12 protein-coding genes and 1 tRNA gene are annotated in these 16,303 nt (G+C 33.0%); 9 read left to right on the top strand and 4 right to left on the bottom strand.

All coding sequences use genetic code 11. The features are described 5' to 3' along the window. Nucleotides 1-19: 19 nt before the first annotated feature. On the bottom strand, nt 20-655 hold the full coding sequence (locus B2741_RS06365) for an endonuclease III domain-containing protein (protein WP_291136450.1): 636 nt from the start codon (nt 653-655) through the stop codon (nt 20-22). A gap of 72 nt (nt 656-727) precedes the next feature. Beyond that, on the bottom strand, nt 728-1,867 hold the full coding sequence (locus B2741_RS06360; RefSeq protein ID WP_291136447.1) for an acyl-CoA dehydrogenase: 1,140 nt from the start codon (nt 1,865-1,867) through the stop codon (nt 728-730). Nucleotides 1,868-1,963: 96 nt separating this feature from the next. On the opposite strand from B2741_RS06360, the gene B2741_RS06355 reads away from it, so the two are divergent. The 8 genes from B2741_RS06355 to B2741_RS06320 all read left to right on the top strand — a co-directional run bounded on the left by B2741_RS06355 (nt 1,964) and on the right by B2741_RS06320 (nt 9,089). Continuing rightward, nucleotides 1,964-3,034 carry an anhydro-N-acetylmuramic acid kinase gene (locus B2741_RS06355; RefSeq protein ID WP_291136444.1) on the top strand — a complete coding sequence of 357 codons (1,071 nt, stop codon included), beginning with the start codon at nt 1,964-1,966 and terminating at the stop codon, nt 3,032-3,034. Nucleotides 3,035-3,115: 81 nt separating this feature from the next. Then, nucleotides 3,116-4,342, top strand: a complete 1,227-nt coding sequence (locus tag B2741_RS06350; protein WP_291136441.1) for a Glu/Leu/Phe/Val dehydrogenase dimerization domain-containing protein — start codon at nt 3,116-3,118, stop codon at nt 4,340-4,342. A gap of 10 nt (nt 4,343-4,352) precedes the next feature. Then, nucleotides 4,353-5,729: a sodium:proton antiporter NhaD gene (gene nhaD / locus B2741_RS06345; protein WP_291136438.1), complete on the top strand. Its 1,377-nt coding sequence runs from the start codon at nt 4,353-4,355 to the stop codon at nt 5,727-5,729. A gap of 49 nt (nt 5,730-5,778) precedes the next feature. Continuing rightward, a complete protein-coding gene (locus B2741_RS06340; protein WP_291136435.1) occupies nt 5,779-6,483 on the top strand; it encodes a MotA/TolQ/ExbB proton channel family protein in 705 nt (234 codons plus the stop codon). Then, the gene (locus tag B2741_RS06335) at nt 6,483-6,878 is read left to right on the top strand and encodes an ExbD/TolR family protein (protein WP_133610972.1); all 396 of its coding nucleotides are present in this window, start codon (nt 6,483-6,485) and stop codon (nt 6,876-6,878) included. The genes B2741_RS06340 and B2741_RS06335 overlap by 1 nt, the downstream gene beginning before the upstream one ends. Before the next feature lie 7 nt (nt 6,879-6,885). Next, nucleotides 6,886-7,692: an energy transducer TonB gene (locus B2741_RS06330; protein ID WP_291136432.1), complete on the top strand. Its 807-nt coding sequence runs from the start codon at nt 6,886-6,888 to the stop codon at nt 7,690-7,692. 21 nt (nt 7,693-7,713) lie between these two features. Then, nucleotides 7,714-8,928, top strand: coding sequence for a bifunctional folylpolyglutamate synthase/dihydrofolate synthase (locus B2741_RS06325; protein ID WP_291136429.1), 1,215 nt, complete (start codon nt 7,714-7,716; stop codon nt 8,926-8,928). An 83-nt stretch (nt 8,929-9,011) separates the two neighbouring features. Then, nucleotides 9,012-9,089 (top strand) — tRNA-Val (locus B2741_RS06320). Nucleotides 9,090-9,123: 34 nt separating this feature from the next. Here B2741_RS06320 and B2741_RS06315 read toward each other — a convergent pair. Both B2741_RS06315 and gldJ read right to left on the bottom strand, forming a co-directional pair. Further along, complete coding sequence (locus B2741_RS06315) at nt 9,124-10,410, bottom strand: UDP-N-acetylmuramoyl-tripeptide--D-alanyl-D-alanine ligase (RefSeq protein ID WP_291136426.1); 1,287 nt, start codon at nt 10,408-10,410, stop codon at nt 9,124-9,126. 80 nt (nt 10,411-10,490) lie between these two features. Further along, a complete protein-coding gene (gldJ, locus tag B2741_RS06310) occupies nt 10,491-12,185 on the bottom strand; it encodes a gliding motility lipoprotein GldJ (RefSeq protein WP_133609488.1) in 1,695 nt (564 codons plus the stop codon). 211 nt (nt 12,186-12,396) lie between these two features. Here gldJ and porU point away from each other — a divergent pair, with 211 nt between their 5' ends. Continuing rightward, complete coding sequence (porU, locus tag B2741_RS06305; protein WP_291136423.1) at nt 12,397-16,269, top strand: type IX secretion system sortase PorU; 3,873 nt, start codon at nt 12,397-12,399, stop codon at nt 16,267-16,269. Nucleotides 16,270-16,303: the final 34 nt, after the last annotated feature.

Raw genomic sequence — 16,303 nt, 5'->3', positions numbered from 1 at the left:
CCTCAATAGGGTGGTTTTTTTATTGGTTCAAATTTTTTAAATAATTACAATGTGAATTTATAGGACAATCATCACATTTAGGATTGGTTGGTCGACAAATTTCTCTGCCTAAAAAGGATAAAGCCATTCCAATTTCGTTCCAAATTTCATAAGGTAGTTGTTGCATTAATAGTTTTTCGATTTTATTTCCATCTTCATATTTTGGTGTTAAACCAATTCTTGGTACAACTCTAATAACATGTAAATCAACTATTATGCCTTCTGTCTTTTGATTGGATTCTCTTAATATTACATTCGCGGATTTTCTTCCAATCCCTTTTAAAGCGATTAAATCTGTTAAATTTGTTGGAAGATTGCTGTCAGTTTTTAATAATTTTGCTAATTCAATTATCCAATTTGTCTTTGTAGGATAATTTTTGACTTTTGTAAAATATGGGGTAATTTCTTCAATGCTTGAATTTGAAATGCTTTTCATATTAGGATATTTTTCAAAAAATGGAATACTAATATTGTTAATATTAGCATCAGAATCTTGAGCGGACAAAATAACCATAATAACCAATTGATAGGTGTTGTTGTAGTTTAGAGGATGTTTCCTTCCTTTGTACTTGTCAATTAATGGCTCTAAATTTTCTTTCCAATTTTCAAACAACATTTTTATTTTAAAGGTAATAAAAAAAGGAGTTCAACTTGATTGCTGAACTCCTTTTGTGAATTATGTATTATATTATTTTACTAAACCTCTTGAAATAACAATTCGTTGAATTTCTGAAGTTCCTTCGTAAATCTGTGTAATTTTAGAATCACGCATCATTCTTTCTACGTGGTATTCGCTTACGTAACCATTTCCACCATGAATTTGTACTGCTTCATTTGCTACCTCTAATGCAATTTCTGAAGCGTATAATTTTGCCATAGCGCCAGAATGCGCAATATCTTCTCCGTTATCTTTTTCAGTTGCTGCTTTGTGGATTAACAATCTAGCACATGTGATTTTAACATGCATATCAGCTAATTTGAAAGCAATTGCTTGGTGATTGAAAATTGGTTTTCCAAAGGCTACACGCTCTTGAGAATATTTCAATGCTAATTCATAAGCTCCTTGCGCAATTCCTAAAGCTTGAGAAGCAATTCCAATTCTTCCTCCGTTTAATGTTGACATTGCGAACGCAAAACCAAATCCGTCTGCACCAATTCTGTTTTCTTTTGGAACTTTTACATCATTGAATAATAAAGTATGTGTATCCGATCCACGGATTCCCATTTTCTTTTCTTTTGGACCTACTTCAAAACCTGGCATTCCTTTTTCCACGATAAGAACGTTAATTCCTTTGTGTCCTTTTGAAGCATCAGTTTGAGCAATTACTAAATACGTAGAAGCTGTTCCTCCATTCGTAATCCAGTTTTTAGTTCCGTTTACTAAATAATGATCGCCCATGTCAACAGCAGTCGTTCTTTGTGAAGTAGCGTCTGAACCTGCTTCTGGTTCTGATAAACAGAAAGCTCCAATTACATCTCCTTTTGCTAATGGAGTTAAATATTTTATTTTTTGTTCTTCTGAACCATATTTTTCTAAACCAGCACAAACTAAAGAGTTATTTACTGACATAATAACCGCTGCAGAAGCATCAACTTTAGCAATTTCTTCCATTGCTAAAACATAAGATAAACTGTCTAATCCAGCTCCTCCGTATTTTGGATCAACCATCATTCCTAAGAACCCAAGTTCTCCCATCATTTTTACTTGTTCTGTTGGGAATTTTGAATGCTCGTCTCTTTCAATAACTCCAGGTAATAATTCTGTTTGAGCAAAATCTCTAGCAGCTTGCTGAATCATTAAATGCTCTTCGGTTAATTTAAAATCCATATTATTTAGATGTAATGTTTGTTTATTTTGTAATTTCAGGAACCAAATGTAAAGATTAATTACCAAATTTTCAATAACAATTTGTAATTTTAACCCATGTTTAAAGAAAACTACAACGTTATCGGAGTTATGTCGGGCACATCGTTAGATGGTGTCGATTTGGCTTACATAAAATTCAATCATTCAGAGTATTGGACGTTTGAAATTTTTCAATCCGAAACCGTTTCTTATTCGGAAGAATGGCTTAACAAATTGAAAAATGCGATTCATTTTAGTCATTCAGAATTAGAGGAATTGAATATAAGTTATACAAAACTTTTAGCTTCGATAATTTCTGAATTTATTTCCAAACATAATCTTACCGAAATTGATGCCGTTTGTAGTCATGGTCACACAATTTTACACCAACCTCAAAACGGTTTTACGCTTCAAATTGGGAATCTTCCAATAATTAGAGATCTAGTAAATCAAACGATTGTTTGCGATTTTAGAGTGCAAGATGTGCAATTTGGTGGTCAAGGTGCGCCTTTGGTTCCGATTGGAGATGAATTGCTTTTTTCGGAATATGATTATTGCTTGAATTTGGGCGGATTTTCGAATGTGTCATTTAATGAAAATGAGAACCGTATTGCTTTTGATATTTCACCCGTGAATACCGTCTTGAATTTTTATGCTAATGAATTAGGTTTTCCGTATGACGATGCTGGGAATTTGGCAAAAGCAGGAAATGTCAATCAGGATTTATTGCAACAATTGAATGATTTAGATTTTTACAAAGCACCGTATCCAAAATCTTTAGGAATGGAATTCGTAAATGCGGAAATTTTCCCACTTATGCATTCTTTTTCTATAGACGTAAAAGATAAACTTCGAACTTTTGTAGAACATATTGCCATTCAAATTGCGAAGATTTGTTCAAAACCAAATTCAAAATTATTCATAACTGGTGGAGGAGCATATAATCGATTTTTAATTGAGAGATTACGTAATTATTTGCCTACAACTGAAGTTGTAATTCCAGATGATAAAACTATTCAGTTTAAGGAAGCATTGATTTTTGGATTTTTAGGTGTGTTAAAATTACGAAATGAAATTAATGTATTGTCCTCAGTAACAGGAGCTAGTAAAAATCACTCATCAGGAGTCGTGTTTAATAGAATGTTATAAAAAACTAAAAAATGGAGTTTAGGCTTCGATGCTTAAACAGAATATGTATATTTGTAAAACGAATAAAATTTAACCAACACAATGAAAGATTTATTAAAGAAATTTGAAAACAAAGAACCAGAAATAGTATTTAATTGGAAAGACCCTGAAACGGATGCAGAAGGATGGACAGTAATCAACTCGTTAAGAGGTGGTGCTGCTGGTGGAGGAACTCGTATGCGTAAAGGGTTAGATATGAACGAAGTACTTTCATTAGCAAAAACGATGGAAGTTAAGTTTTCAGTTTCAGGACCAGCAATTGGTGGTGCTAAATCAGGAATTAATTTTGACCCGAACGATCCAAGAAAAAAAGGTGTTTTAGAGAGATGGTATAAAGCTGTTTCTCCTTTGTTAAAAAATTACTACGGAACTGGTGGTGATTTGAATGTGGATGAAATTCACGAAGTTATTCCAATGACTGAAGATTGCGGGGTTTGGCATCCACAAGAAGGTGTTTTCAATGGTCACTTTAAACCAACAGAAGCAGATAAAATTAATAGAATTGGACAATTACGTCAAGGTGTAATTAAAGTGATTGAAAATCCAAATTTTTCTCCAGATGTAAATAGAAAATATACAGTTGCCGACATGATTACTGGATACGGAGTAGCAGAAGCGGCTCGTCATTACTATGATATTTATGGAGGAACAATTGTTGGAAAAAAAGCTATAGTTCAAGGTTTTGGAAACGTAGGTTCGGCAGCCGCTTTTTATCTAGCGCAAATGGGAGCTAAAGTAGTTGGAATCATCGATAGAGATGGTGGTGTTATCAATGAAAACGGATTCTCTTTCGAAGAAATTACAACATTATTCTTAAACAAAGACGGAAATAAATTAGTAGCAGACAACATGATTCCTTTTGCTGAAATCAATGAGAAGATTTGGTCAATGGGAGCTCAAGTATTTGCTCCATGTGCAGCTTCAAGATTGGTTACTAAAGACCAGGTTGATAGTATGATTGCGTCTGGATTGGAAGTAATTTCTAGTGGTGCAAATGTTCCGTTTGCGGATAAAGAAATTTTCTTCGGTCCTATTATGGAAGAAACAGATAAAAAAGTGAGTTTAATTCCTGACTTCATCGCAAATTGTGGAATGGCAAGAGTTTTTGCTTATTTCATGGAGAAAAAAGTACAAATGACAGATGAAGCTATTTTCTCTGACACTTCAAATAGAATCAAAAATGCAATTGAGAAAGCTCATGCAATAAATTCTGACAAAAAGAATATTAGTGCAACCGCCTTTGAAATTGCTTTGAAACAACTTGTATAAAAAATAAATCATGGAAGCAGTATTAATACTTCTGTTCGTTATCGGATATTTGTCTATTACTTTAGAACATCCTTTAAAATTAGACAAAACAGTGCCAGCTCTTATGATGGCAGCTTTGATGTGGGCTTTGCTTGCAATAGGTTTTCATAATGGATGGTTTTCTGTAGTTGATGGACATGGAGCTATTTTTAATATTAATTCTGGAGATATTCATCAACAGGAACATGGGTTCGAAGGGTTGCTTTTGCATCACGTAGGAAAAGTAGCTGAGATTTTAATTTTCCTGATTGGAGCCATGACTATTGTTGAGCTTATCGATTTACATAGAGGTTTTGATGTTCTAAAAGGAATGGTTAAAACTAAAAGTAAAATTAGATTGTTGTGGATAACAGGAATTCTTGGTTTTATTTTATCTGCTGTTATTGATAATTTAACGGCAACAATTGTATTAATCTCTCTTTTAAGAAAATTGATTTATAATAGAGAAGAACGTATTTGGTATGCTTCATTAATTGTTATTGCAACAAATGCAGGAGGTGCTTGGTCCCCAATTGGCGATGTTACTACAACAATGCTATGGATAGCTAAAAAAGTATCAGCTGGTGGATTGTCAGAATACATTATTATTCCTGCAATTCTTTGTTTTGTTGTGCCTTTTGCATTAGCATCAAAAATGAAAATATTTAAAGGAGATATTGAAGAAATTGAAACGAAAAATAACGAAGAGGCACATAAATTATTAAGTAGTAAAACCATGTTATGGTTAGGCTTAGGTGCTATTGTTTTTGTACCAATTTTTAAAACTATCACACATTTGCCTCCTTATGTTGGCATGATGTTGAGTTTATCAGTAGTTTGGTTAGTTTCTGAATATATTCACCCAGAAGATAATTTCGATAAAAGTAAAAAGCATTTATATTCAGCTCATAAAGCATTATCTCGTATTGAGATTTCGAGCATTTTATTCTTTTTAGGAATTTTAATGTCGGTTGCAGCACTAGAAAGTTTAGTTTTTGGAGCAATTAACGGACAAGAAGTTGGAACACTTAGATATGCTGCAGAAAGTATTTCTAATGCTATTCCAAATATGGATATTGTGGTAATATTATTAGGAGCTTTATCTGCTGTTATTGACAATGTACCTTTAGTTGCCGCTTCAATGGGAATGTATACTTATGAAATGGATAATCCAATTTGGCATTTTATTGCTTATTCAGCAGGAACAGGTGGAAGTATGCTAATAATTGGTTCTGCTGCAGGTGTTGCAGCAATGGGAATGGAAAAAATCGATTTTATTTGGTATTTGAAAAAAATCACATGGTTAGCATTTGCAGGTTTTATAACTGGAGCTCTTGCTTTCTTATTTATTGAACATTATATTAGATAAACAATAATAAAATTATATATACGTTTTTAATACAAATTAAGTAATTACTATGAGTATATTTCTTCAAGCAGATAGTTTAGCAGTTGCAAGCCAAGTGGTGGCAGAAGCTCAGCCAACAGAACAAACCTTATCCATGTGGAGTTTGTTAACTAGTGGTGGAATAGGTGGGCAATTAATTATGTTGGTTCTTTTTATTCAATTGTTTTTTGCTTTATTTCTATATTTTGAGCGATTAATGGCCATTAACAAAGCTTCTAAAATTGATGCTAGTTTTATGAACAACATCAAAATGAATATTATGTCGGGCAAAATTGATGCTGCCAAAATGTTATGTGCTCAAACAAATTCACCGGTTGCAAGATTAATCGAAAAAGGAATTTCTCGTATTGGAAAACCATTAGAAGACATCAATACCGCAATTGAAAATGCAGGAAACTTGGAGTTATATAAGTTGGAGAAAAATACCAGTATGTTAGCTACTATTTCAGGAGCTGGACCAATGGTTGGTTTCCTTGGAACTGTAGTTGGTATGATTCTTGCCTTTCATAAAATGGCTAGTGGTGGCGGACAAATTGAAGTGGGTGCTTTGGCTGAAGGAATTTATACGGCTATGACAACTACGGTAGTTGGACTAATTGTTGGAATTATAGCTTATGTTGGTTACAATCACTTGGTAGTAAAAACGAATAAAGTGGTTAACCAAATGGAAGCCAATGCGGTTGATTTCTTAGATTTATTAAACGAACCAGTGTAATGAAATTAGGTAAAACTAGAAATAAAGTTTCAACAGAATTTAACATGTCGTCAATGACCGACATTGTTTTCTTGTTGCTTATTTTTTTCATGATAACCTCTACTATGGTAACTACTAATGCATTAGATTTAGTGTTGCCAAAAGCAAAAGGGAAAACGGATAGTAATAAAAGTACTTCAGTAAGTATTGATAAGGATTTGAATTTCTTCATCGATAAAGATAAAATCAATGAAGCTGATTTAGAAAAACAATTATTGGCTTTAATGGCTAATTCTGATAATAAAGCTATTGTTTTAAGAGCTGAAAAATCGGTGCCTCATGAAAAAGTGGTTAAGGTTATGGAAATAGCTTATCGAAATCAAATAAAAATGGTTATTGCGGTTAATCCAAAATAAATAAAAAATGAAATTTTTAGAAACACCAGAGGAGAAAAAATCATTCACAATAACGTCAGTTATTTTTGTGATACTTTTTCTGTTGTTCGCTATTTTTGGATTAACATATATGGATCCACCACCAGAAAACGGAATTGCAGTTAACTTTGGAACTAGCGATACAGGTAGTGGAGAAATTCAACCAACAGAACCCGTGCAAATGTCACCTGATCAAGCGCAGTCAGAACCTGTTCCCGCAGAAGAAGATGATGTCTTAACGCAAGACGAAGAGGCACCAGTTACGTTGCCTAAAAAAGATATAAAAAAACCTGTTGTCAAGCCTTCAGAGACTAAGCCTGTAACAAAACCAACAGAAACAAAACCAACAAAACCGAATAATAGTGCTTTAAATAGTATTATTAAAGGCCCAAAACAAGATGGAACATCACAATCTGGTCATGGAGATGATGCTGAAGGTGGTGATAAAGGTAATCCAAACGGAAGTTTGTATGCCAATAGTTTTTACGGAAGTGGTTCTGGCGACGGAATTGGAACTGGAAAAGGAACCGGTTGGGGATTAGTTGGAAGAAAATTATCAGGTAACAGTAAACGAATTCAAGATTGTAATGAATCTGGAAAGGTTGTGGTTAAGATTTGGGTAAATCGTCAAGGAAATGTAATCCGTGCAGAACGCGATAAAGGAACCACAAATTCTGATCCATGTTTAGTAAACCCTGCAATTGCAACCGCAAAAACTTTCAAATGGCAACCCGATGCTAACGCACCCGAAACTCAAATTGGTTTTGTAGTTGTAAATTTCCAAGTAGGAGAATAATTCTTTGTTATCCCATTTAAAATGACGTATCAAGAAACAACAACATGGTTATTTAACCAGTTACCTATGTTTCAAATGCAAGGAGCATCGGCTTATAAAAAAGATTTGACCAATACGCATTTATTGGTAGAACATTTACAACATCCCGAAACCAAATTCAAATCGATTCACGTAGCAGGAACTAATGGAAAAGGTTCAACTTCGTCTATGATTGCTTCAATACTTCAAGAAGCAGGATATAAAGTTGGTTTGTACACTTCGCCTCATTTAAAAGATTTTCGCGAGCGCATTCGTATCAACGGAGAAATGATTTCAGAAGATTTTGTGGTTGATTTTGTAGCTCAAAATAAGAATTTTTTTGAAGCCAATCAGTTGAGTTTTTTTGAAATGACAGTAGGCTTAGCCTTTGACTATTTTGCAAAAGAACAAGTTGATGTAGCTGTTATCGAAGTTGGAATGGGAGGAAGATTAGATTCTACCAATGTGATTACTCCTTTAGTTTCTGTGATAACGAATATAGGTTTTGATCACACTCAGTTTTTAGGAGATACGTTATCAAAAATAGCTGCTGAAAAAGCTGGAATTATCAAATCTAATATTCCAGTAGTAATAGGAGAATATTCAGAAGAAACAAAACCTGTTTTTGTAGATAAAGCGAAATTAGAAAATACTCCAATTTATTTTGCTCAAGATAACCCTGAAGTTACTTACGAATGTGCTTTGTTAGGAGATTATCAAGTACATAATAAGAAAACAGTTCTTCAAGCGATTCAATTATTGCAATCACAATTTAATATCGAAGAAAAGCATATTGAGTTAGGATTTAAAAATGTAGTTCAAAATACAGGATTACTTGGTAGATGGCAAATTTTAAATCAAAAACTCTTTACGGTTTGCGACACAGCTCACAACAGTCATGGATTGAAAATAGTATTGAATCAAATTCAAAAACACGAATTTGAAGCACTACACATCGTTTTAGGTGTGGTAAATGATAAAGATTTAGATTCAATTTTACCTTTATTTCCAAAAAATGCCAACTATTATTTCTGTAAGCCGAATGTCCCAAGGGGATTAGACGCACAAATTTTACAGAAAAAAGCAGATGAATTTCGATTGTATGGTGAAGTATTTAATTCTGTTTCAGAAGCTTATGCTGAGGCATTAAATTTGGCTAATGATTCCGATTTTATTTACATTGGTGGTAGTACTTTTGTTGTGGCAGAAATTGTGTAATTTTTTTTTCAAAAAGACTTGTAATTATAAATATTCAGTGTATATTTGCACTCGCAATACGGTAATAGTAAAGCGTTTTATTGGGGCGATTAGCTCAGCTGGTTCAGAGCACCTCGTTTACACCGAGGGGGTCGGGGGTTCGAACCCCTCATCGCCCACCAATTCAAATCCTACTTTAAAGTAGGATTTTTTGTTTTATATCAGTTCTAAAGTTTTTTCTAGCGCCATTCCTCTGGATCCTTTAATTAAAATTAAACTTTCTTTCGGTTGGTTTACTTTGAAAAATGTTGCGAAATTTTCAAAATTTTCAAAGAATTTAATGTGTGAATTTTGAACTTGATTTGCATAAAAATCTTTTCCAATAAAGTAGGTAGTTATATTAGTTTCGGAAATTAATAATGCTATTATTTTTTTATGTTCAGAAAGACTTTCTTCGCCTAATTCAAACATGTCGCCTAAAACTGCAACTTTATGATTGTTCTCTAATTGAATAAAATTTGTTATGGCTGCCGACATGCTACTCGGATTCGCATTATAGGCATCTAATATTATTTCATTTCCGTTTTTTTGTATCAATTGCGAACGATTATTTTCAGGAATATAATTTTCAATTGCTTCTTTAATTTGTCTATCAGAAACTTTAAAATAATTTCCTATAGCGATAGCGGCATTGATATTATTAGCGTTGTAAATTCCAATAAGATGCGAATTAATTGTTAAGTCATTGAAGGATATTTTTACCATCGGATTGGCTTCAACCTTATCGATTTTTACATCAACATTTAACTCGTTTAAACCGAAACTAAATTGTTTAATTCTTGTTGCTTTTTCCTTTTGAATGGTATCATCTAAATTAATAAAAGCAATTTTTTCATTGTTTCTTAGGTAATCATACATCTCGCTTTTTCCTTTGATCACACCTTCAACTCCGCCAAATCCTTCTAAATGAGCTTTCCCGAAATTAGTAATGTAACCATAATCAGGTTGAGCAATTTTACATAAGAACTCAATTTCCTTTTGATGATTAGCACCCATTTCAACAATGCCAATTTCGGTTTCTTTTGTAAAACGCAATAGTGTAAGAGGAACTCCAATATGATTATTCAAATTGCCAATAGTTGCCAGTGTATTGTATTTTTTTGAAAGTACAGCGTGTATTAATTCCTTGGTAGTAGTTTTTCCATTGCTTCCTGTTAAGGCTATTATCGGCAAACCTAAATAGTTTCTGTGAAACTTAGCTAACTCTTGTAAGGCAATAAGTGAGTCTTCTACTAATAAAGTTCGCTCGTCAATTTTATAGCTAGGGTTGTCAATTATTACAAATTTGGCTCCTTTTTCTAAAGCCTCTTTTGCAAAGGTATTGGCATCAAAGTTTTCTCCTTTAAGGGCAATAAATAAGCTGTCTTTTTCTATTTTTCTTGTATCGGTAGAAACGCTTGAGCAATTTAAAAATAAGGAATGTAAAGTAGCTATTGTGGTCATGTGAGTTGTTTTAAATCGAAACGAAGATAAAAAAAAGCCCTTTCAAACGAAAGGGCTTTTTTAAGTATTTTGTATGAAAATTATTTTTTTGGATTTCCTCTAGGAGTCTTTTTGTTTGACTTAGGACCTACTTTAGACATCGCACATCTGAATCCGATGTAATCAGTTGCCATATCTTGAGGGAAAAATCTTCTAGAAGCTGGGTCTAACCAGTATGCTCTATCTCTCCATGAACCACCTTTGTAAACTCTAACGTTGTCATCTACTAAAGTAGTTCTCTTATCAGATTTATCAAATTTTTTATCCATTTTACCTAAACTATCAGCAGTGATAGAGTGTTTAGGAGCTTCGTACATTCTGTGTTTTTCTTCACCTGCACCTTCTTCAGAGTCAGTAAATTTGTAGAAACGTGTAGATTGTCTATCACCATCTCTGTAATTTCTGTTATCAGAAGTAGAAAATTGAGTTCTTAAGTAAGTTTCGTTTTCATCAACAGGAACTTGAGCAATTTGACCAGGGAAATTTCTAGCCATGATTCTACCGTTACTTAATGTATCATAAGTGATGTTGTCAGAAGTTACTAATTCAACAACTCCATCTTCACCAATTTTGTTTTTAGTATAAACGTTACCTCTAAAGTAGTTGAAGTCATTTGCTTCGTCATCTACCATAGGTCTGTAAACGTCTTGTACCCACTCAGCTACGTTTCCGGCCATATCATATAAACCAAAATCATTTGGAGCATATGCTTTCACTTTATTTGTAATGTCAGCTCCGTCATCAGACCAACCTGCAATTCCTCCGTAATCCCCTTTACCTTGTTTAAAGTTAGCTAATTGGTCACCTCTGTATTGTCTTTTAGACGAACGAGTATATTGACCACTCCAAGGGTATTTTTTTTGTCCTTTGTAAATATTGTACTCTCTGTTTCCAACTAAAGCTACTGCAGCATATTCCCACTCAGCTTCTGTTGGTAATCTATATTCTGGTAAAATTAAACCAGAACTTCTTTGAGCGTATACGTTTTTAGCAGTATCTGCAGCTGGTCTTCTACCTCCACCCATTTCTTTTTTCAATACTACTTCTTCGTTACCACCAAATGCTTTAGATGGCGTATTGATATAAGTTTCAGTACTGAAAGAGTTTTCAGCAGTTACGTCAGAACCTAATTTGATTTTGTTATCTTTCTTAAGGTAACCTTCACGCTCTAAAATGTTTTCATTTACACGGTCAGTTCTCCATTTGCTAAATTCAGTTGCTTGAATCCAGTTAACACCAACTACTGGGTAGTCAGCATAAGCAGGGTGTCTTAAGTAGTTGTTAGTCATCGTTTCGTTGTAACCTAAACGATTTCTCCACACTAAAGTATCTGGAATTGCTCCATTATAAATGTGTTTGTAGTTTTCTTCTGTTGGAGGAAACACAGTTTTCACCCAAAATAAGTATTCAGAATACATTTTATTGGTTACTTCTGTTTCGTCCATAAAGAAAGATTGTACGTGTTGTTGATTTGGAGAGTTGTTCCAATCATGCATAACATCATCTTGTACTTTTCCCATTGTAAAAGTACCTCCTTCAATAGAAATCATCCCTGGAGGTGTTTCTTGTTGTTTAAACTTGTCGTTAAACTGGAATCCACCTTTTTTATCATTGATTTTCCATCCTGTAGCTGTAGAACCACCTTTTGTGCTTCCTTTTTTGCTACAACCTGTAAAGCCTAATGCCAGTGCTAATACTACTAACACTTTTAAAGCCATAATTTTCTTAATTTTCATACTTTAGTAGGTAATAAATTTCGTGTCGCAAGATAATAATAATGAATTAAAATGCAACATGTTTTTAAATTTTTGTAAAAAAAAATTAATGTTGTGTTAAAATCCTTTCTCTTACAACGATTTATATTAAGTTTTATTGTAAAAAATTAGATTAAAATAAATATTTTTTTTCTCTTTGTAATATATAGGTGTTTAACACGTTTTATAGCTAATGAAAAAGACTATCTCATTTATACTGTTATTTTCTGTTGTGTTTGTTTTTGGGCAACAAGCAGATAATATTTCTATTAATTGGAATTCAAATGTGGATTACAACTTAGGGGAAACTTCAATTAAAGTACCACAGTTTGATTCAGAATTTTACAATATTGATATTCCGTTAAGAAAAATTCAATACAGAAAATTAGTACCAGTTACTGCTTCAACTAATGTGTCAAGTTTAGTTATATCAAATGTAAATTATCAAACTATAAACGAATCGGAACTTTATGATTTGAATAAATCTTTACTGCCTAATAAGATTCAAGCTTCATTGGAAGTAGTTAGAGCTCGTGATGATTACAAGGGTATTTTAATTTTTAATCCTATTATAAAAGAAGGTAATGTTTATAAAAAAGTTATTTCTTTAACTTATTCTTTTCAAAATAATCTGTCAAATAGAAGTCAAAATCAGAATGTTGTTCAGGCGGTTTCAAATTCTGTTTTAGCAACGGGCAGTTGGTATCGTTTTTATGTGGAAAAATCTGGGGTTTATAAAATTTCTAAATCTTTCTTGCAAAGTTTAGGTTTTAATGTTAATGTTGATCCAAGAAATATAAAGATTTATGGAAATGGCGGGCGTATGTTACCGTTAAATAATTCAATACCTTATCCAGATGATTTAGAGCAGAATGCCATTCAATTTATTGGTGAAGATGATGGTGTTTTTGATAATAGCGATTATATTTTATTTTATGCAGAAGGAGTTGATACTTGGAATACCGAAAGTTTAACCAGTGTGAATTTGTTTACTGATAAATCATATTATTACATAACTTCATTAGGTTCAGGTGGAAAAAGAATAGAACAAACATTGCAACCAATAAATCCTCCAACTTTAACTTTTAATCAGTTTGATGATGTTATTTATTATGAAAAAGATTTAGTTAATGCTGGAAAAGTAGGTAGAAGATGGTTTGGGGAGCAATTTAATGTAGATGAATTTCAAACATTTGATTTTTCAATTCCTAATTTAGATACTTCAGTTCCTGTTCAAATAAAAGTAAATACTGCTTCAAAGTCATTTGGTAACTCTTCATTTAATGTAAAAGCCAATACTGTTGATTTGGGAACTTTGAATTTTCCGCAGTTAACTTCAGGTAGTGGAGTTGAAGGTTATGAATCTGCTTTAAATACAGTTTTTAATGCCACTTCTTCAAATATTTCAATTGCACTAACATATAACAATGGTGGTGTTCCGAGTTCAAATGGTTTTTTAGATTTTATACGATTAAAAGTAAAACGAAATTTAACTGGTTTCTCTAAACAATTCCTGTTTTTTAATGATCAGGAGCAAGCTAATATTGGTGTTGGTGAATACAGAATTACAAATGCATCAGGAATTTCTCAAGTTTGGGATGTTACCGATTTATATAATATTACGGCTTACGAAAATACCACTGGAGCCAATTTTAATTTTAAAGTAAATTTAGGTACAGCTAGAAAATATGTGGCAGTTGACATGTCTGACACCTTTACGCCACTACGTGAATCAAATTCAGTTGTGCTGAATCAGAATTTAAAAGGCACAATTTTTAAAGATGCTCAAGGAAATTTTCAAGACATCGATTATTTGATTATTACGCCAGCACAATTAACAACACAAGCAGAACGTTTAGCTGATTTTCATAGAAATAATTCTGGTTTGACAGTGCGTGTGGTTGCTTTAGAAAAAATTTATCAAGAATTTGCTTCTGGAAAACAAGATATTGCAGCAATTAGAAATTTAATTAAGTATGTGTATTGGAATGCTTCCACTCCAGATAAAAGAGTAAAATATGTAAATCTTTTTGGAGATGCATCTTATGACTATAAAGACCGATTATTTAGCAATACCAACATTGTTCCTGTTTTTCATGGATTCAATCCTTTTGCTTCAGAGACAAATAACATTTCTAATTTCTCATTATTCTCGTCCTTTATGTCGGATGATTTTTATGGTTTGATGGATGATACTGAAGGTCAAATGTTAGGAGGTTTTGATGGAATTGATATTGCTGTTGGGAGAATGTTAGTTTCTTCTACTGGTCAAGCCAAAGAAATGGTTGATAAAGTAATTGAATATCACGATGAAAAATCATATGGTAGATGGCGTAATAATTATGTTATCTATTCTGATGACGCAGATAATACAACAGATGCAACGCTACAGTTTGGACTAGATAATTTAGCAAACACTTTAACTGCAGAAAAGCCATTTGTAAATGTTAAAAAAATACATACCGATTCTTATTTGCAACAAGTAGCAGCGGGTGGTGAGCGTTATCCAGAAGCAAAAAAAGACTTTTTAGACGCTTTAGCGCTTGGAGCTTTAGTTTTTAATTATTTCGGACACGGGAATGAAGAATCGCTTGCAAGAGAAAGATTGTTTGAAAAATTAGATGCTCAAAATTTAACTAATCGTTACAGATATCCGCTTTTTATAACAATAACTTGTGAGTTTACACGTTTTGATGATCCGGGTCGTTTTACAGGAGGTGAGTACATGTATTGGAATAAAAGCGGTGGGGCAATTGGTTTGATTGCTACTACACGTCAAATTGGTGTTACGACAGGTTTTGTAATGAATAATTTATTGAATGAAGACTTGTATGCATTTGGTTCAAACGATTATCCTTCAATTGCAGAAGCGTTGAGATTGACAAAGTTAGATACTGGTTCGGATAATAGAAGGGTTGTTTTTTACATTGGTGATCCTGCAATGAAATTAGCAATTCCAAGACCTAAAGTAGTGCTAACAAAAGTAAATGATATTCCGGTAAATCAACCATTGCCTGTTCTTCAGGCTTTAAGTTTGACAAAGATATCTGGTGAGGTAAGAGATGAAAATGATGTTTTATTATCAGGTTATAACGGTGATTTAGCAGTTCAGATTTTTGATAAAGATATTAATAGAGCTACTCTCGGTAATAATGGTGTTACCAATAGTAGTGGACTTATAGTGATGAATTTTACTACTTTAGGAGAAACTGTTTTTAGAGGAAATGCATCAGTAGTAAACGGACAATTTGAATTTAGTTTCGTTGTGCCGCAAGATATTAGAATTCCAGTTGGGAATGGTAAAATAAGCTTTTACGCAAAACGCGATTTGCCTAATTTGGATAACCAAACAGGTCATGATAGAACAATCCAAATAGGAGGTGTTAACGTAAATGCTGTAAGCGATACAAATCCGCCAACAGTTAGATTGCATATGAATGATGAAGGTTTTGTTTCAGGCGGAATTACAAATTGTTCACCCATTTTGCTGGCTTTTTTAGAAGATGAAAACGGAATCAATACAGCTAGTGGAATCGGGCACGACATTGTAGCAATTTTAGATGGAGACGAGTCTAATCCGTATGTTTTGAATGAGTATTATGAAACAGATAATGACGACTATACTAGTGGTTTTGTACGATTTCCTTTTAGAGATTTAACACCTGGTTTGCATACAATTTTATTTAAAGCTTGGGATGTTTACAATAATTTAATTACGGCTGAAATCCAGTTCAATGCAATTTGTTCAGATGATGGACTTCGAGTAGAAAGAGTGTTGAATTATCCGAATCCGTTTGTGAGTTACACGGAATTTTGGTTCAATCATAACATGCCTTTTGAACCACTTGATGTTCAAGTTCAGATTCTGACTGTTGCAGGAAAGTTGGTTAAAACAATAAATCAGCAAGTTACGACTGAAGGTTTTCTTTGTAGAGAAATTATTTGGGATGGTCGTGATGATTTTGGAGATAAGATTGGAAAAGGGGTTTATGTTTATAAATTAAAAGTACGATCTACAACTACTGGAAAGTCAGTTGAAAAATATGAGAAACTTGTAATACTGTAATAAAATACTATATTTGTCAAATTAATTTCTATGA

Origin of the sequence: Flavobacterium sp. UBA7663 (assembly GCF_002483315.1) — a bacterium.
Taxonomy (GTDB): domain Bacteria; phylum Bacteroidota; class Bacteroidia; order Flavobacteriales; family Flavobacteriaceae; genus Flavobacterium.
The sequence above is the reverse complement of the archived record's forward strand: the minus strand, read 5'-3'. Positions and strand labels throughout refer to the sequence as shown.